This is a genomic window from Gramella sp. KN1008 (assembly GCF_004332155.1).
In the GTDB taxonomy this organism is placed as follows: Bacteria; Bacteroidota; Bacteroidia; order Flavobacteriales; family Flavobacteriaceae; genus Christiangramia.
Genome location: NZ_SJDV01000002.1, coordinates 93,890 through 108,135 on the forward strand (window position 1 = coordinate 93,890; position 14,246 = coordinate 108,135).

At 39.6% G+C, this 14,246-nt stretch carries 15 protein-coding genes; 7 read left to right on the forward strand and 8 right to left on the reverse strand.

The genetic code is table 11. The features are described from left to right. Window positions 1-2: 2 nt before the first annotated feature. From EZJ28_RS03605 to EZJ28_RS03615, 3 genes are read right to left on the reverse strand one after another with little or no spacing between them, the layout of a single operon-like run. Window positions 3-1,733 (reverse strand): phospho-sugar mutase, encoded by a 1,731-nt coding sequence (locus EZJ28_RS03605; protein WP_131395037.1) that lies wholly within the window; start codon window positions 1,731-1,733, stop codon window positions 3-5. Window positions 1,734-1,782: 49 nt separating this feature from the next. Further along, window positions 1,783-2,742 carry a glycosyltransferase family 2 protein gene (locus tag EZJ28_RS03610; protein WP_131395039.1) on the reverse strand — a complete coding sequence of 320 codons (960 nt, stop codon included), beginning with the start codon at window positions 2,740-2,742 and terminating at the stop codon, window positions 1,783-1,785. A gap of 1 nt (window position 2,743) precedes the next feature. Then, window positions 2,744-3,274 (reverse strand): DUF4199 domain-containing protein, encoded by a 531-nt coding sequence (locus EZJ28_RS03615; protein WP_131395041.1) that lies wholly within the window; start codon window positions 3,272-3,274, stop codon window positions 2,744-2,746. A 146-nt stretch (window positions 3,275-3,420) separates the two neighbouring features. Between EZJ28_RS03615 and EZJ28_RS03620 the strand changes: the two genes are divergently transcribed. Together EZJ28_RS03620 and EZJ28_RS03625 are read left to right on the forward strand one after the other, a co-directional pair. Continuing rightward, complete coding sequence (locus EZJ28_RS03620; protein ID WP_131395043.1) at window positions 3,421-3,675, forward strand: type B 50S ribosomal protein L31; 255 nt, start codon at window positions 3,421-3,423, stop codon at window positions 3,673-3,675. Window positions 3,676-3,799: 124 nt separating this feature from the next. Further along, the gene (locus EZJ28_RS03625) at window positions 3,800-4,972 is read left to right on the forward strand and encodes a GlmU family protein (RefSeq protein WP_131395045.1); all 1,173 of its coding nucleotides are present in this window, start codon (window positions 3,800-3,802) and stop codon (window positions 4,970-4,972) included. Here the strand turns inward: EZJ28_RS03625 and EZJ28_RS03630 are convergent. Then, on the reverse strand, window positions 4,969-5,232 hold the full coding sequence (locus EZJ28_RS03630) for a hypothetical protein (RefSeq protein WP_131395047.1): 264 nt from the start codon (window positions 5,230-5,232) through the stop codon (window positions 4,969-4,971). The genes EZJ28_RS03625 and EZJ28_RS03630 overlap by 4 nt on opposite strands. Before the next feature lie 159 nt (window positions 5,233-5,391). Between EZJ28_RS03630 and mtaB the strand changes: the two genes are divergently transcribed. Next, window positions 5,392-6,723 (forward strand): tRNA (N(6)-L-threonylcarbamoyladenosine(37)-C(2))-methylthiotransferase MtaB, encoded by a 1,332-nt coding sequence (gene mtaB, locus EZJ28_RS03635; protein ID WP_131395049.1) that lies wholly within the window; start codon window positions 5,392-5,394, stop codon window positions 6,721-6,723. Here the strand turns inward: mtaB and EZJ28_RS03640 are convergent. Then, window positions 6,720-7,016: a GNAT family N-acetyltransferase gene (locus tag EZJ28_RS03640; RefSeq protein WP_131395051.1), complete on the reverse strand. Its 297-nt coding sequence runs from the start codon at window positions 7,014-7,016 to the stop codon at window positions 6,720-6,722. The two genes, mtaB and EZJ28_RS03640, sit on opposite strands and share 4 nt — an antisense overlap. Window positions 7,017-7,026: 10 nt before the next feature. Next, window positions 7,027-7,740 carry a pirin family protein gene (locus EZJ28_RS03645; protein WP_131395053.1) on the reverse strand — a complete coding sequence of 238 codons (714 nt, stop codon included), beginning with the start codon at window positions 7,738-7,740 and terminating at the stop codon, window positions 7,027-7,029. Between the two features lie 100 nt (window positions 7,741-7,840). On the opposite strand from EZJ28_RS03645, the gene EZJ28_RS03650 reads away from it, so the two are divergent. Further along, window positions 7,841-8,545: an alpha/beta fold hydrolase gene (locus tag EZJ28_RS03650; protein ID WP_131395055.1), complete on the forward strand. Its 705-nt coding sequence runs from the start codon at window positions 7,841-7,843 to the stop codon at window positions 8,543-8,545. A gap of 6 nt (window positions 8,546-8,551) precedes the next feature. Then, the gene (locus EZJ28_RS03655) at window positions 8,552-9,517 is read left to right on the forward strand and encodes a lytic transglycosylase domain-containing protein (RefSeq protein ID WP_131395057.1); all 966 of its coding nucleotides are present in this window, start codon (window positions 8,552-8,554) and stop codon (window positions 9,515-9,517) included. A gap of 15 nt (window positions 9,518-9,532) precedes the next feature. Here the strand turns inward: EZJ28_RS03655 and EZJ28_RS03660 are convergent, their stop codons facing one another. Both EZJ28_RS03660 and EZJ28_RS03665 read right to left on the reverse strand, forming a co-directional pair. Next, window positions 9,533-10,234 (reverse strand): TlpA disulfide reductase family protein, encoded by a 702-nt coding sequence (locus EZJ28_RS03660; RefSeq protein ID WP_131395059.1) that lies wholly within the window; start codon window positions 10,232-10,234, stop codon window positions 9,533-9,535. 119 nt (window positions 10,235-10,353) lie between these two features. Further along, window positions 10,354-10,869: a DUF2892 domain-containing protein gene (locus tag EZJ28_RS03665; protein ID WP_131395061.1), complete on the reverse strand. Its 516-nt coding sequence runs from the start codon at window positions 10,867-10,869 to the stop codon at window positions 10,354-10,356. Window positions 10,870-11,021: 152 nt separating this feature from the next. On the opposite strand from EZJ28_RS03665, the gene rpmH reads away from it, so the two are divergent. After that, window positions 11,022-11,180 (forward strand): 50S ribosomal protein L34, encoded by a 159-nt coding sequence (gene rpmH, locus EZJ28_RS03670; protein ID WP_011708966.1) that lies wholly within the window; start codon window positions 11,022-11,024, stop codon window positions 11,178-11,180. Window positions 11,181-11,281: 101 nt separating this feature from the next. Beyond that, a complete protein-coding gene (carB, locus tag EZJ28_RS03675; RefSeq protein ID WP_131395063.1) occupies window positions 11,282-14,134 on the forward strand; it encodes a carbamoyl-phosphate synthase large subunit in 2,853 nt (950 codons plus the stop codon). Window positions 14,135-14,246 lie beyond the last annotated feature (112 nt).

Below are 14,246 nucleotides of genomic sequence, written 5' to 3' on the forward strand. Positions count from 1 at the left end.
AGTTAGCCCAGTTTAAGTTCCTGTTTGATACGGGCAATTTTATCACTCAGTTTCTGATTTTCCTCAGCATAGTCTTCTATAGATTCCAATTCGGTATTCACACTGAAGTAGAATTTGATCTTTGGTTCTGTTCCACTAGGCCTTGCGGCTATCTTGGTGCCATTTTCAGTATAATAAATAAGCACATTGGACTTGGGGATATCTATGGTATTTTCGGTATGGTCAAGGGTGTTCTTTGAAACGGAAGACTTATAATCTTCTACAAGGACAACCTTTTCTCCATCAATTTCCTCCCATGGATTCCCTCTAAGATCTATCAGCATTTGTTTTATCTCCTTTTCTCCTTCAATCCCTTTTTTTACTAAAGAAATTAGCTCTTCTCTATAAAGACCGTATCTGGTATAAAGTTCAAGCAGTTTTTTATAAAAGGAGCTCCCTTCCGCCTTCATTGTAGCGGCGATCTCACATGCGAGTAGGGTAGCGGTAACCGCATCCTTGTCTCTTACAAACTCACCTACCATGTAGCCAAAACTTTCTTCACCGCCCCCAATAAAATCAAGTTCAGGGTGATCTTTGATCAGTTTTGCGATCCATTTAAAGCCGGTAAGCACCTCCATATATTCAACACCGTAATCTTCCACCAGGTTTTTTAGCATAGGTGTGGATACGATGGTAGAGGCTACAAATTCGTTTCCATTTATTCTACCTTCTTTCTTCCATTGCTCTAAAAGGAACCAGGTCATGACCAGCATGGTTTGATTTCCGTTCAGCAGAATCATTTCACCATTTAGATCCCTTACGGCAACTCCGAGCCTGTCACAATCAGGGTCCGTTCCTATGACGATATCGGCATTTTGCTTTTCCGCCAGTTCAAGAGCCATTTTAAGAGCTTCGGGTTCTTCAGGGTTAGGAGACTCTACAGTTGGGAAATTTCCATTGGGTTCCTTTTGTTCTTCTACAAGGGAAACAGTTGTGAAACCAGCTTTTTGCAATACCTCAGGAACCATGGTGATCGAAGTGCCATGTAGAGAAGTAAAAACGACTTTTAGGTTTTCCCTGGCGGATGCCGGAATATTAAAACTTCCGTTCTTTACCGAAGCTTCTGCAAAAGCTTCGTCTACCTCTGAGTCTATTTTCTGTATAAGGTCCTCGTTCGCGTTGAAATTAATTGCATCATATTCCAGGCTGTTAATGGTTTCTACCAGTTCTGTATCCTGTGGTGGAACCAGTTGGCCGCCATCCTCCCAGTAAACTTTATATCCGTTATACTCTGGCGGATTATGACTTGCGGTTAAAACAATCCCGCACTGACAGTTAAGTTTTTTTACAGCGAATGAAAGCTCCGGGGTAGGTCTTAATTCCGAAAAAAGATAAACTTTGATACCATTAGCTGAGAATACATCAGCTACTACTTTCGCCAGTTTCTGACTGTTATTACGGCAATCGTAAGCGATGGCCACTTTTATTTCCTGATCGGGAAATGATCGTTTTAAGTAATCTGATAAGCCCTGGGTATTCTTTCCTAGAGTGTATCTATTAATGCGGTTGGTACCCACACCCATAACACCACGCATTCCTCCGGTTCCGAATTCAGCATTCTTATAGAAGCTTTCCTCCAGCTCTTTTGGGTTTTCTTTTATCAAACGGTTTATTTCGTCCTTGGTTTCGGTGTCGAATATATCGGTAAGCCAGGCTTTGGCCTTTTTAAGAATATCAGGGTTAACTGTAGGCATAATTTAATTTTTTTGCTTAGCAAAAATAAACATTAATCCGGGAAAGCTCCTAAAGATTAGAAGTGGTTTTCTTGATGAGATACCGCTCTTTATCCCTTTTTGATCTTAAAATTAGCTCACCCAGGAATCCTGCTAGAAAAAATTGTGTTCCTATGATCATTACAGTGAGAGAGATATAAAACCATGGGTTTTGGGCAACAAGGGTATTGGGAAGGTCGTGGTATAATTTGTAAAGTTTGGAAAACCCGATCCATCCCGCAGAGATGAAACCAATGATGAACATTAGCACACCCAGGGCACCAAAAAGATGCATAGGCCGGCGACCGAATTTTGAAAGGAACCAGATGCTTAAAAGGTCTAAAAACCCGTGAATAAAGCGGTTTATTCCGAATTTCGTATTCCCATATTTTCTCGCCTGGTGCTGAACTTCCTTTTCGGTGATTTTATAAAAACCGGCATTCTTGGCAAGAACAGGGATATAACGGTGCATTTCACCATATACGTCAATGTTTTTTATTACCTCCTTGCGGTAGGCTTTAAGTCCGCAATTAAAATCATGTAATTTCACTCCAGAAGTTTTTCTGGCGGCGGCGTTGAAAACTTTAGACGGCAGGTTCTTGGTCAGTACGTTATCATAACGTTTTTTCTTCCAGCCAGAAACCAGGTCGAATCCGTCCTTTACTATCATATCATAAAGTTCGGGGATCTCTTCCGGGTTGTCCTGAAGGTCGGCATCCATAGTGATCACTACATCTCCCTGGGCTCTAAGGAAGCCTGCATGCAAGGCCTGAGACTTGCCATAATTCCGGTTGAAGCGTATACCTTTAACCGCTTCATCATTTTTGGAAAGCGATTCAATGGTCTTCCAGGAAGCGTCAGTACTTCCGTCGTCAATAAAAATGATCTCATAAGAAAAGGAATTGGACCGCAAAACCTTTGCGATCCAATCATATAATTCTGCAAGAGATTGCTCTTCGTTAAGAAGTGGTATTACAACCGATATCTGCATTTTAAACGTTAGTTGGCTCTTTTTCTCTAAAAATTAATGCAATAATAAGACCTATTAATGAAAATAGAACTAATTGTGAAGCAAAACCGATAAGAACATTTTTAAGTGAAAAAGTATTTTCCTGTTCCATTTTAGCCATTTGCTCATTGATCTGTGCTTCCGGAACGCCGAAATTTTCAAGCATCGCCATTTGTTTTTCCATAGTTAATTCTTTCAGAGTTTGCGCGGCATCAGGATCTATAACATTAAATAGTAGCAGGCTGAAGACGGTTGCTATTAATAAACCAAGAAATATTGTTAGGAAATAAGTGGCAAATGCGCTTTTAAAACTAAAGAGTCCTGGGTGGATTTTTTTTGCCTGTCTAACGGCCATGATTGATAATACCAGAATTAGAACGAGGTTTATCACCATCATATACCATTCGGTCATAAGTTCAAGACTAAAGGCGTAAATGAGAACAGATACAAGAACTAAGGCGATCCCAAGATACACACCGTAACTGGTAGCCAGCTTTTTTGAAGACGATTCCATAATTTGAAGTTTGATAGTTTTTAGCAGTTAGTTAACAAATATAACAAAACGTTACATTAGAGCCGGCTCAAAAGTTTTTTGAAATTTATTTGTAGTTGTTGAGTTAATGCTTAAATTTGCACCTCGAAAATTAAAAGATCAAAGCGATGAAGCAGGGAATCCATCCGGAAAATTATAGATTGGTAGCATTTAAAGATATGTCTAACGAGGACGTATTTATCACAAAGTCTACTGCCAAAACAAAAGAGACTATTGAAGTTGACGGAACTGAATACCCGTTGGTGAAACTGGAAATTTCCAGAACTTCTCACCCATATTATACAGGTCAGACTAAACTTGTTGATAGTGCGGGTAGAATTGATAAATTCAAGAATAAGTACTCGAAATTCAAGAAAAAGTAATTTTTCCTGTTTTTAAGATATATATAAAGCCGCTTTTTAGCGGCTTTTTTTGATTATGTGAAATTTATGATAATTACTTTCCTGTTGTTCAGGAACTGTTATTTTTGATGCAAATTGCAAAATAATGAACTATATTCTCTTTGATGGTCCATCGAGAAATGACCTTTTACCATTTACATTTACCAGGCCGGTGGCTGATATAAGGGTTGGTGTCCTTAGTATTCGTAAAAAGTGGGAAAAGCATCTTGAAACGACCACTTCTACCAGTACAGAAGATTATCTGAGTGGCAAATGGCCAATGCGTTTGGAAGAGCATAATATTTTCATTAACTCCTCCTTCCTTCCAACTCCCATTCTTGTGGAGCAGATTAAAAACCTGAAAAGTGGTGAAGCTATTCTTTCCGGAGAGGATACAGTGGCTTATTTCCAGGATGGAGCAACTGAACCACAGCTTTCCGAATTAAAAAAGATAGAAGTTAAGGACGAGGTTCTGAAAATCGCCCATACCTGGGAAATCTTTTCAAAGAATGCTGATGCGATTCAGCTTGATTTCGATCTTCTTACCAAAGGCCGGGAATCATATGAAATTCATGAATCTAATTATGTAAAGGCTCCCGAAAATATCTTCATTGAAGAAGGAGCAGTAGTGGAGAATTGTTCATTAAATGCTTCTGCAGGTCCTATTTATATTGGAAAGGATGTCCTGATCATGGAAGGTTCCCTTATCAGAGGGCCTCTGGCGGTTGGGGAGAATTCTGTGATTAAAATGGGAGCGAAGATCTATGGAGCTACCACCGTTGGTCCTTATTGTAAAGTAGGGGGAGAGATAAATAATTCAGTATTGTTTGAGAACACCAGCAAAGGGCATGATGGCTACCTGGGAAATTCAGTACTTGGGGAATGGTGTAATATAGGTGCCGACTCTAACAATTCAAACCTAAAGAATAATTACGCTGAAGTGCGTATCTGGAATTATAATACCGAAAGATTCGCCAAAACCGGACTTCAGTTTTGTGGTTTACTTATGGGTGACCATAGTAAGTGTGGGATCAATACCATGTTCAATACGGGAACAGTGGTAGGAGTTAGTGCCAATATCTTTGGCAGCGGATTTCCCAGGAACTTTATCCCAAGTTTCAGCTGGGGTGGAAGTGCCGGTACCAGTACCTACAAGATTGAAAAAGTCTTTGAAACGGCTGAAATGGTTATGCAAAGACGTAATACTGAGCTCACAGTGGAAGACAGGAAGATTTTGCATCATGTATTTGACCTTACATCCAAGTGGCGAAGGGGTTAAGAGACTAGATAAAAAATGAGGATTGCCAGGATAAGAAATATTAAGATTGAAATAATAAGCACTTTGTAATGCTTGTTTTTCTGCGCTCTTATGATGTCAAGCCGGAACTGTTCCAGATCTTCATCGCTTAGGCGGCCTTTTTGAAGTAGTTCCTTAAAATCACTACTAAGCCCCGTCCCTTTAGAAAATATTTTCTGTTGAAGTAGGGGTTCAGAATTATTTCCGTTAACCGGAGTACTTTTGTTTTCCTTAATTTGCATTCTCTTCTATAGAAGTATTTAAATGTACAAAAAAATACAGTTTAAATCTTAAGTTTCAGAGTAGGCCATAATTACCTATGCGGGAGTATTTTATCAAACCATTTTAAGTTGGTATCTTTGCAGCCCCTAAAAACGGGTTATGAAAAATAAAAGTTGGCTATGAGCGCGAAGAAAGTTGCATTTTATACCTTGGGTTGTAAACTCAATTTTTCAGAAACATCTACCATTGCAAGGTCTTTCGAAAACGAAGGTTTTGAAAGAGTTGAGTTTACCGATAGGGCTGATATCTATGTGATCAATACCTGTTCGGTTACCGAAAATGCCGATAAGCGTTTCAAGACCATAGTCAAACAGGCTCAAAAGATCAATGAGAATGCTTTTTTAATCGCGGTTGGCTGTTATGCTCAGCTAAAGCCTGAGGAGCTGGCAGAGGTAGATGGCGTTGACCTGGTTTTAGGGGCTACTGAAAAATTCAAGGTAACCGATTACCTAAACGATCTTACAAAAAACGATTTTGGGGAAGTGCATTCCTGTGAGATCGATGAAGCTGACTTTTATGTGGGTTCTTATTCTATAGGGGATCGAACAAGAGCTTTTCTGAAAGTTCAGGATGGCTGTGATTACAAGTGTACCTATTGCACCATTCCTTTAGCTCGTGGAATTTCAAGAAGTGATAAACTGGAGAATGTTCTGAAAAATGCAGCTGAAATTTCAGAGCAGGGTATTAAAGAGATCGTTCTAACAGGGGTTAATATTGGGGATTACGGTAAGGGCGAATTCGGAAATAAAAAGCATGAACATACATTTTTAGACCTGGTTAAGGCGCTGGATGAAGTGGAAGGAATTGAACGGCTTAGAATTTCATCTATAGAGCCCAACCTGCTTAAAAATGAGACTATAGATTTTGTTGCTCAGAGTAAAACTTTTGTTCCGCATTTTCATATCCCTCTTCAAAGTGGGAGTGATGAGATTTTAAAGCTGATGCGACGCAGGTATTTGAGCGATCTTTATGTAGACAGGGTGGAACAGATCAAAAAAGTGATGCCTAATGCCTGTATAGGGGTAGATGTGATTGTTGGTTTTCCCGGAGAGACTGAAGAGCATTTCCTCGAAACATATAATTTCCTGAATAAGCTCGATATCTCTTATCTGCACGTATTCACATATTCTGAAAGGGATAATACTCCTGCGACCGACATGGATGGCGTTGTGCCATTGAAAGTCAGAAAGAAAAGAAGTAAAATGCTTAGAGGTTTATCTGCGAAGAAAAGAAGAGCATTCTATGAAAGCCAGTTGGGCAACACCTGTACGGTGCTGTTTGAAGGGGAAAATAAAGAAGGTTATATTCACGGTTTTACAGAGAACTATGTGAAAGTAAAAGCTCCATGGGATCCGGCAAAAGTAAATACCCTTCAGAAGATTAAACTAACTGAAATAGATGTAGATGGCCTGGTAAGGTTTGAAAGTCTTACCGAGGCGGCGACAGTTTAGATATTTATACCCACAGGCAGAAGATCTTTATATTTTCTGCGATGTCTCCTCATAAACCCCGCAATCTCAGGACTTGTAGGAACCACACGTGTATTTCTTTCCTTGATTTCGGAAAGAACCGCCTTGATAAATTCTTCCTGACGATTTTCGGTATTCTCTGGCATTATCAATTTGGTGAGAAAAATCTTGCGTTCCTGCTGCGAATATTCGATAGTTGCCAGTTCTTCATTTATCCGGGTTTCAAACTGTCTTAAAAACTCGTTGTCTGTGATTGTTAATGCATTATCGCTCATACCTGTAAAATTAACTCATAGGCACTTCAATTAAAAGAACCTTGGAAGAATTTTTAAAATTTAAAGTAATTTGGGAGGTGTCCCACACACCAACAGCGTCCCGTTTATTAAGCAGGGTTTCGTCAACCTCTGCCTCACCATCTATCAAAAACACATATACCCCATGAGTTTTGTCTTTTAGCTCGTATTCTATTTTCTTCCCTGCTTCAAATTCCCCTAGAGAAAGATAGGCCTGCTGGTTTATCCATAAAGAATTTTCTGTACCCTTCGATTTGGGAGAAACTATGTTAACCAGCTTATCGGGTTCCAGCAAGTTAGAAAAGTCTTTCTGTTCATATCGTGGTTCAAGACCGTTCTTCTCAGGAAAGATCCATATTTGAAGCATATTGAGATCGTCCTGGGAAGAATTGAACTCACTATGTTCAACTCCTGTCCCTGCACTCATCACCTGAACTTCTCCAGCTTTGATCACACCTGTATTATTCATGGAATCCTTATGTCTAACCTCTCCGCTTAACGGGATCGTTATGATCTCCATATTTTCGTGTGGATGAGTACCAAAGCCCATACCTGCTTTCACAATATCATCGTTCAGAACTCTTAACTGGCCAAATTGAACTTTGTTGGGGTTAAAATAATTTGCAAAACTGAATGAATAATTAGCATTAAGCCAGCCAAAATTTGCGGTACCCCGCGAATCCGCAGGATGTATTACTTTCTCCATTTTTTATGAATTCGTAATTTGAAAGTCGAGTATTAAGCAGTAATTTTGATGGTTAAATTTACGATTAAATGCCAGCATTCTTTGTTATATACATGTTAAAATGAAACAGGATAAAGACCTCATACATGTATATCTAATGCCCGGTATGGCTACTGATAAAGCTATTTTTGAGAATATTAATTTGCCTTCTGAAAGCTTTAAAATGCACTATCTGGAATGGCAGATTCCTGAAAAGGATGAAAGCTTACCTGATTACTCAAAAAGACTGCTTCAGTTCGTAAAGCATGAAGAACCTGTGCTTATTGGGGTGTCATTTGGCGGGGTAATTGTACAGGAAATGGCTAAGTTCTTAAAACTTAAACGGCTTATCATAGTTTCCAGTGTAAAATGCACTGATGAATTGCCGCCTCGTATGAAATTTGCCTCAAAAACGGGACTCTTTAAGATCATTCCGACGAAACTGGCAGATTATGTGGATTATTTTGAAAAGATCGCAGTGGGTGATTTTCTAAAGACCAGGGCGAGACTTTATAAGCAGTTCATTTCTATACGCGACACGCGGTATCTTAACTGGGCTATCAGGAATATGGTAAACTGGAGATGTGAGAAGCCAGACGAAAGAGTGATTCATATACATGGGAATAAGGATGAAGTTTTTCCTGTAAAGAATATTTCTAATGCGATAATCGTTAAGGGAGGTACCCATATAATGATAATTAATAGATTTCGTTGGTTTAATGAGAACCTGCCCGAACTTATTATGTCGGGAATCCTGAAGAAGAAAGAACCTGAAAAAGTTAATTAAAGAATTATGAAGATTTTAAAAAATGCATTGCTGATTGTTGGATTGATCACGGTTTGTGGCGTAAGTATACATGCCGTACAACGTGAAGATGGAGCTGTGATGAGCCGGGAGAAGATTAAAAATAAAGCGACTGATAACCCTCTTAGAAGTGTAGCAGATACATACAAAATTGTAGCCCTGCCCATGCCCGATAAGCTGGATTTCGCAGGAGAACCTGTTCCCCTGGAAGATCCCGATGTATACGAAAGGATGGATCGCGAATTACTGGTAAACACTTACTGGCAGTCTAATGCGATGCTATTAATGAAACGGGCGAATAAGTACTTTCCTCTCGTGGAGAAAGTTTTAAAGGAGGAAGGTATACCAGAGGACTTCAAATACCTGGCGGTAATAGAAAGCGGACTCACCCAGGCAGTATCCCCTGCAAGGGCCATTGGTTTCTGGCAGATCCTTGAAAGTACAGGAAAGGAATACGGGCTGGAGATCAACGATAATGTGGACGAGAGATATCATATTGAAAAGTCAACACGTGCTGCCAGTGATTATCTTAAAAAGGCAAAAGCCAGGTTCGGTTCCTGGACACTTGCTGCGGCGTCTTACAATGCCGGACAGTACGGAATTGATAAGCAATTGGAGAGACAGAAAGTATCAGATTATTATGATTTGCTCCTTGGAGAAGAAACAGGAAGGTATATTTTTAGAATACTTGCATTAAAGGAAATAATGAATAATCCTGAAAAATATGGATTCAGTTTTGATGATGATGATCTTTATCAGCCCATTCCCGTAAATAAGGTAAAGGTTGACACTGTTGTAAAGGATTTTCCTGATTTTGCTGAAAAATTCGGTATCAACTATAAGATACTTAAGGTGCATAACCCCTGGTTGAGGGATGATCATCTTAAGAATGCATCAAGAAAGACCTATTATATAGATATTCCGGAAGAGGGGCATTATCCTGCTGTACAGTAAAAATGGTACTTAAATTTATTCGAGGGAGATATTTTCAGCATAAACTTCCTCGTACTCGTTTATAAGGTTTTTAGATATGGAAGTTTCAAGAGCAATGAAATTTTCCCGATAGGCTTTTTCAGGTTCGGTTTGTAAAGCGGGGAAAACGCTTCTTCTTATTTCCATTATCTTCTTGTCATCAGATAATAGAAAACAGGTTGGTAGACCCAGTGAATGTTTGAGTTGTTTGACCACGTAGGCACCGTTGTTCTCTCTTTCGTCAACATAAACCACAGAAATATTCGAGGAGAATTGTCTGGCCATTTCTTTTGCTTTGTCCCGAGTATCCCAGAATAATACTACAAAGTCTATCTGGTCCTTGTATTGGGCGGCAAGATCATTGAGTGCAGGGATTTCCCCCTTACTGGGTATACACCACGAGGAATAGGTGATCAAAAATACAGGTTTCTCATAATCGTATAGTTCCACCTGTTTTTTCTTCAGGTTACTGAACTTGAAATTATCCATATAGGAACCTTCCAGCTGGTTATTGGTGAAATCTTCAAAAAGCATTTTTGCTTTTTTGTAGTCATTCATCCTGTAAGCAAGGTCTGCTTTTTTATTATAATCAGAAAGGTGTTCGAAAAGTACCTGAGAGAAGAATGTCCTGTCCTGCAGGTTTTGCTGGGAAAATACCGTGGGGCCAATAAACAGTAAAACTAGTAATAGTTTTTTCATGCAACGTCAAGTGGGGCTGTTACACTGCGAAAGTAGTCCAGCTTTTTGTTGCAGAAAAATATTATCGTTTAACGGCTAATTTATTAGATAAAGTAACTTTCTGAAAAGTAAAAAAGAATTTAGATCTTTTTCATTTGCTCCTTCATCATTCTTATCTGATCGTTCATCATACCATGTTTGTCAAGCTTCTTGGCTTCATTCAAAAGCATGGTGGCTTCTCTTTTTCTTCTTTTCGTCATTGCTATTCCGGCAAGGTTTAGTTTGGCCATAGCCAGGTCGTGGTCCATAGAAAGCCCTAATCTGATAGCTCGCTTAAAGAATTTCTCAGCCTGGGTGATATTGGTTTGAGATACCATGAGTCCGTGCAGGTACCAGTAATAACCCTGCTGTTTCTGTGTAAGTGCTTTTTCAGGATCTTTTATTTTGTCAAGCCATTTTTTTGCTCCGTCAAAATCCTGTTTTCTAAGGCGAAGAAATGCCAGTAATATCATTTCATTTTTGAAATACAGGAATATGAAAATCCCTGAAAGCAGGATCAGAAAGATCCCATTACCAATATTCCCGTCAATAAACTGCCAGATCGCAGCAGCGATGATTAAACCGGCTAAAACTAATTTGATATTCTTGTTGAACATTTTTATCTCAATTTTGCAGGCGGCAAAGGTAATAAAAACAATTCAAAATTATTTTAATTTAGTATTTGCAGTACTTAAAAAGCTTTGTATATTTGCACGCAGTTTTTAAGACAGCTAAATAACGAATTTACAGAAGATAAAAGATATTCACAATGAAAAGAACGTTTCAACCATCTAAAAGGAAAAGAAAAAATAAGCACGGTTTCAGGGAGCGTATGGCCAGTGCAAACGGAAGAAAGGTCCTTGCAAGAAGAAGGGCTAAAGGAAGAAAGAAATTATCTGTATCTTCTGAAAACAGACATAAACACTAATGAATCACGTTATTCGAAATAATAAAGGTGTTACTTTTTAAGTAACGCCTTTTTTTATATCCACACGCTTCTTATTTTTACCGCGAACACAACAAAACATCATGCCGAAGAACAAAGACATCAAATGCGTTTTAATTATAGGTTCTGGTCCCATTATCATAGGACAGGCCTGTGAATTCGATTATTCCGGAACCCAGTCACTGCGTTCCTTGAAGGAGGATGGGATCAAGACCGTACTCATAAATTCCAATCCAGCAACCATCATGACCGATCCATCCATGGCCGATCATGTGTATCTGAAACCGCTGACCACAAAATCTATAGTTGAAATATTAAAGGAACATCCTGAGATCGATGCGGTGTTGCCAACTATGGGAGGGCAGACTGCGTTGAATTTATGTATTGAGGCTGACGAAAAGGGGATATGGAACGACTACAATGTAAAACTTATAGGTGTTGATATTGATGCTATCAATATTTGTGAAGATCGTGAACAGTTTAAACAGTTAATGGGAAGGATTGGTATTCCGGTAGCTCCCGCGAAAACTGTTACCTCTTATTTACAGGGGAAGGAAGTAGCTCAGGAGTTCGGTTATCCGTTAGTGATAAGGGCGTCATTTACCCTTGGTGGAGGAGGAGCAGGCTTTGTGCACCGTGCCGAGGATTTTGATGAAATGCTTACCTATGGCCTTGAAACCTCACCTATACATGAGGTCTTAATTGATAAAGCCCTTCTAGGCTGGAAGGAGTATGAAGTAGAATTGCTGCGTGATAAGAACGATAATGTGGTGATCATTTGTACCGTGGAAAACATGGATCCTATGGGGATCCACACCGGTGATTCCATCACCGTAGCACCTGCAATGACTCTTAGCGACAGTGCTTTCCAGAGAATGAGGGATATGGCCATTAAAATGATGCGTAGTATCGGAGACTTTGCCGGGGGATGTAATGTGCAGTTCGCGGTAAGCCCTGATGAAAAAGAAGATATCTATGCAATCGAGATCAACCCTCGTGTTTCCAGGTCTTCTGCACTCGCTTCAAAAGCAACAGGATATCCAATTGCTAAAGTAGCAACCAAACTTGCTTTGGGATATAATCTTGATGAGCTTGATAACCAAATCACCAAATCCACTTCGGCTTTATTCGAGCCTTCTCTTGATTATGTGATCGTAAAGATTCCAAGATGGAATTTTGACAAATTTGAGGGAGCAGACCGCACTTTAGGTCTTCAGATGAAATCTGTTGGAGAGGTTATGGGAATAGGAAGGTCTTTCCAGGAAGCTTTACATAAAGCCACCCAGTCCCTTGAGATCAAGAGAAACGGGATTGGTGCAGATGGTAAAGGTTATAAGGATTACGACCAGATTATAGATAAACTTACCCATCCCAGCTGGGACAGGGTTTTTGTAATCTATGATGCTATCCAGATGGGTATTCCATTAAGCAGGATACATGAGATTACCAAGATAGATATGTGGTTCCTTAAGCAATATGAAGAGCTGCATGCCCTGGAAAACGAGATTTCAACTTACGATATACATTCGCTTCCAAAAGACTTACTTCTTGAGGCGAAACAAAAAGGTTTCGCCGACAGGCAGATCGCTCATATGCTGGATTGCTGGGAAAGTGAAGTTTACAAGAAAAGAGAAGAGCTTGGCGTGAACAGGGTTTATAAGCTGGTGGATACCTGTGCTGCCGAATTTAAAGCAGAAACACCTTATTACTACTCCACTTTTGAGGATGAGATTCGCTCAAAAGACGGAGAAGTTTATATCGATAACGAAAGTAAAGTTTCAGATAGAAAGAAAATCGTAGTTCTAGGTTCTGGGCCAAACAGGATAGGTCAGGGGATAGAGTTCGATTACAGTTGTGTGCACGGTGTGCTTGCCGCTGCCGAGTGTGGGTATGAGACTATTATGATCAACTGTAATCCTGAAACGGTTTCAACAGACTTCGATGTAGCTGATAAACTGTATTTTGAACCAGTATTCTGGGAGCATATCTACGATATTATACGCCATGAGAAACCAGAAGGAGTGATCGTTCAATTGGGTGGGCAGACAGCTCTTAAACTGGCTGAGAAACTTGACAGATATGGCATTAAGATCATGGGAACCAGTTTTGAGGCGCTTGATCTGGCTGAAGATAGAGGTAGTTTCTCAAAACTTCTTCAGGCTAACGATATTCCTTATCCAGAGTTCGGTACTGCCGAGAACGCGGATGAAGCTCTTGCACTGGCCGATGAACTAAATTTCCCTATCCTGGTAAGGCCGTCTTACGTGCTTGGAGGTCAGGGGATGAAGATCGTTATCAATAAAGATGAACTCGAGGAGCACGTGGTAGATCTTCTAAGAAAGATCCCTAACAACAAACTCCTGCTAGACCACTATCTTGATGGGGCTATAGAAGCCGAAGCTGATGCTATCTGTGATGGAGAAGATGTGTATATCATCGGAATTATGGAGCATATTGAGCCTTGCGGTATTCACTCTGGTGATTCCAATGCATTATTACCTCCTTTTAACCTGGGAGATCTGGTAATGCAGCAGATCAAGGATCACACGAAAAAGATCGCCCTTGCTCTTAATACTGTGGGGCTGATCAACATACAGTTTGCGATTAAGGATGAAAAGGTTTATATAATAGAAGCAAATCCAAGAGCTTCGAGAACAGTACCATTCATCGCAAAGGCATATAAAGAGCCTTACGTGAACTATGCGACTAAAGTGATGCTTGGTGAGAAAAAGATCAAGGATTTCAAATTCAATCCTCAGCTTGATGGATATGCCATCAAACAGCCGGTCTTCTCTTTTAATAAATTCCCTAAGGTAAATAAACAATTAGGACCAGAGATGAAGAGTACCGGAGAGAGTATCCTTTTCATTGAAAGCTTAAAAGATGATGATTTCTATGATCTGTACTCAAGAAGAAAGATGTATCTGAGTAAATAGAAACATTAAAATAAACATAAAGTCATTTTGACTGAAAATTGAAATCGGTACATTCGAAAATCTTTTTTCATTCAAAATGACTTTTTTATTTTAGGGGCGCAACATTTTTTTA

Excerpts from the sequence above, each read along its gene's own strand:
- EZJ28_RS03630 (WP_131395047.1), bottom strand. The coding sequence starts at position 5,232 with ATGCAAATTAAGGAAAACAAAAGTACTCCGGTTAACGGAAATAATTCT.
- EZJ28_RS03665 (WP_131395061.1), bottom strand. The coding sequence starts at position 10,869 with ATGTTCAACAAGAATATCAAATTAGTTTTAGCCGGTTTAATCATCGCT.
- EZJ28_RS03615 (WP_131395041.1), bottom strand. The coding sequence starts at position 3,274 with ATGGAATCGTCTTCAAAAAAGCTGGCTACCAGTTACGGTGTGTATCTT.
- mtaB (WP_131395049.1), top strand. The coding sequence starts at position 5,392 with ATGAGCGCGAAGAAAGTTGCATTTTATACCTTGGGTTGTAAACTCAAT.
- EZJ28_RS03625 (WP_131395045.1), top strand. The coding sequence starts at position 3,800 with ATGAACTATATTCTCTTTGATGGTCCATCGAGAAATGACCTTTTACCA.
- EZJ28_RS03650 (WP_131395055.1), top strand. The coding sequence starts at position 7,841 with ATGAAACAGGATAAAGACCTCATACATGTATATCTAATGCCCGGTATG.
- EZJ28_RS03640 (WP_131395051.1), bottom strand. The coding sequence starts at position 7,016 with ATGAGCGATAATGCATTAACAATCACAGACAACGAGTTTTTAAGACAG.
- EZJ28_RS03645 (WP_131395053.1), bottom strand. The coding sequence starts at position 7,740 with ATGGAGAAAGTAATACATCCTGCGGATTCGCGGGGTACCGCAAATTTT.
- EZJ28_RS03610 (WP_131395039.1), bottom strand. The coding sequence starts at position 2,742 with ATGCAGATATCGGTTGTAATACCACTTCTTAACGAAGAGCAATCTCTT.
- carB (WP_131395063.1), top strand. The coding sequence starts at position 11,282 with ATGCCGAAGAACAAAGACATCAAATGCGTTTTAATTATAGGTTCTGGT.
- EZJ28_RS03655 (WP_131395057.1), top strand. The coding sequence starts at position 8,552 with ATGAAGATTTTAAAAAATGCATTGCTGATTGTTGGATTGATCACGGTT.
- EZJ28_RS03605 (WP_131395037.1), bottom strand. The coding sequence starts at position 1,733 with ATGCCTACAGTTAACCCTGATATTCTTAAAAAGGCCAAAGCCTGGCTT.
- EZJ28_RS03620 (WP_131395043.1), top strand. The coding sequence starts at position 3,421 with ATGAAGCAGGGAATCCATCCGGAAAATTATAGATTGGTAGCATTTAAA.
- EZJ28_RS03660 (WP_131395059.1), bottom strand. The coding sequence starts at position 10,234 with ATGAAAAAACTATTACTAGTTTTACTGTTTATTGGCCCCACGGTATTT.
- rpmH (WP_011708966.1), top strand. The coding sequence starts at position 11,022 with ATGAAAAGAACGTTTCAACCATCTAAAAGGAAAAGAAAAAATAAGCAC.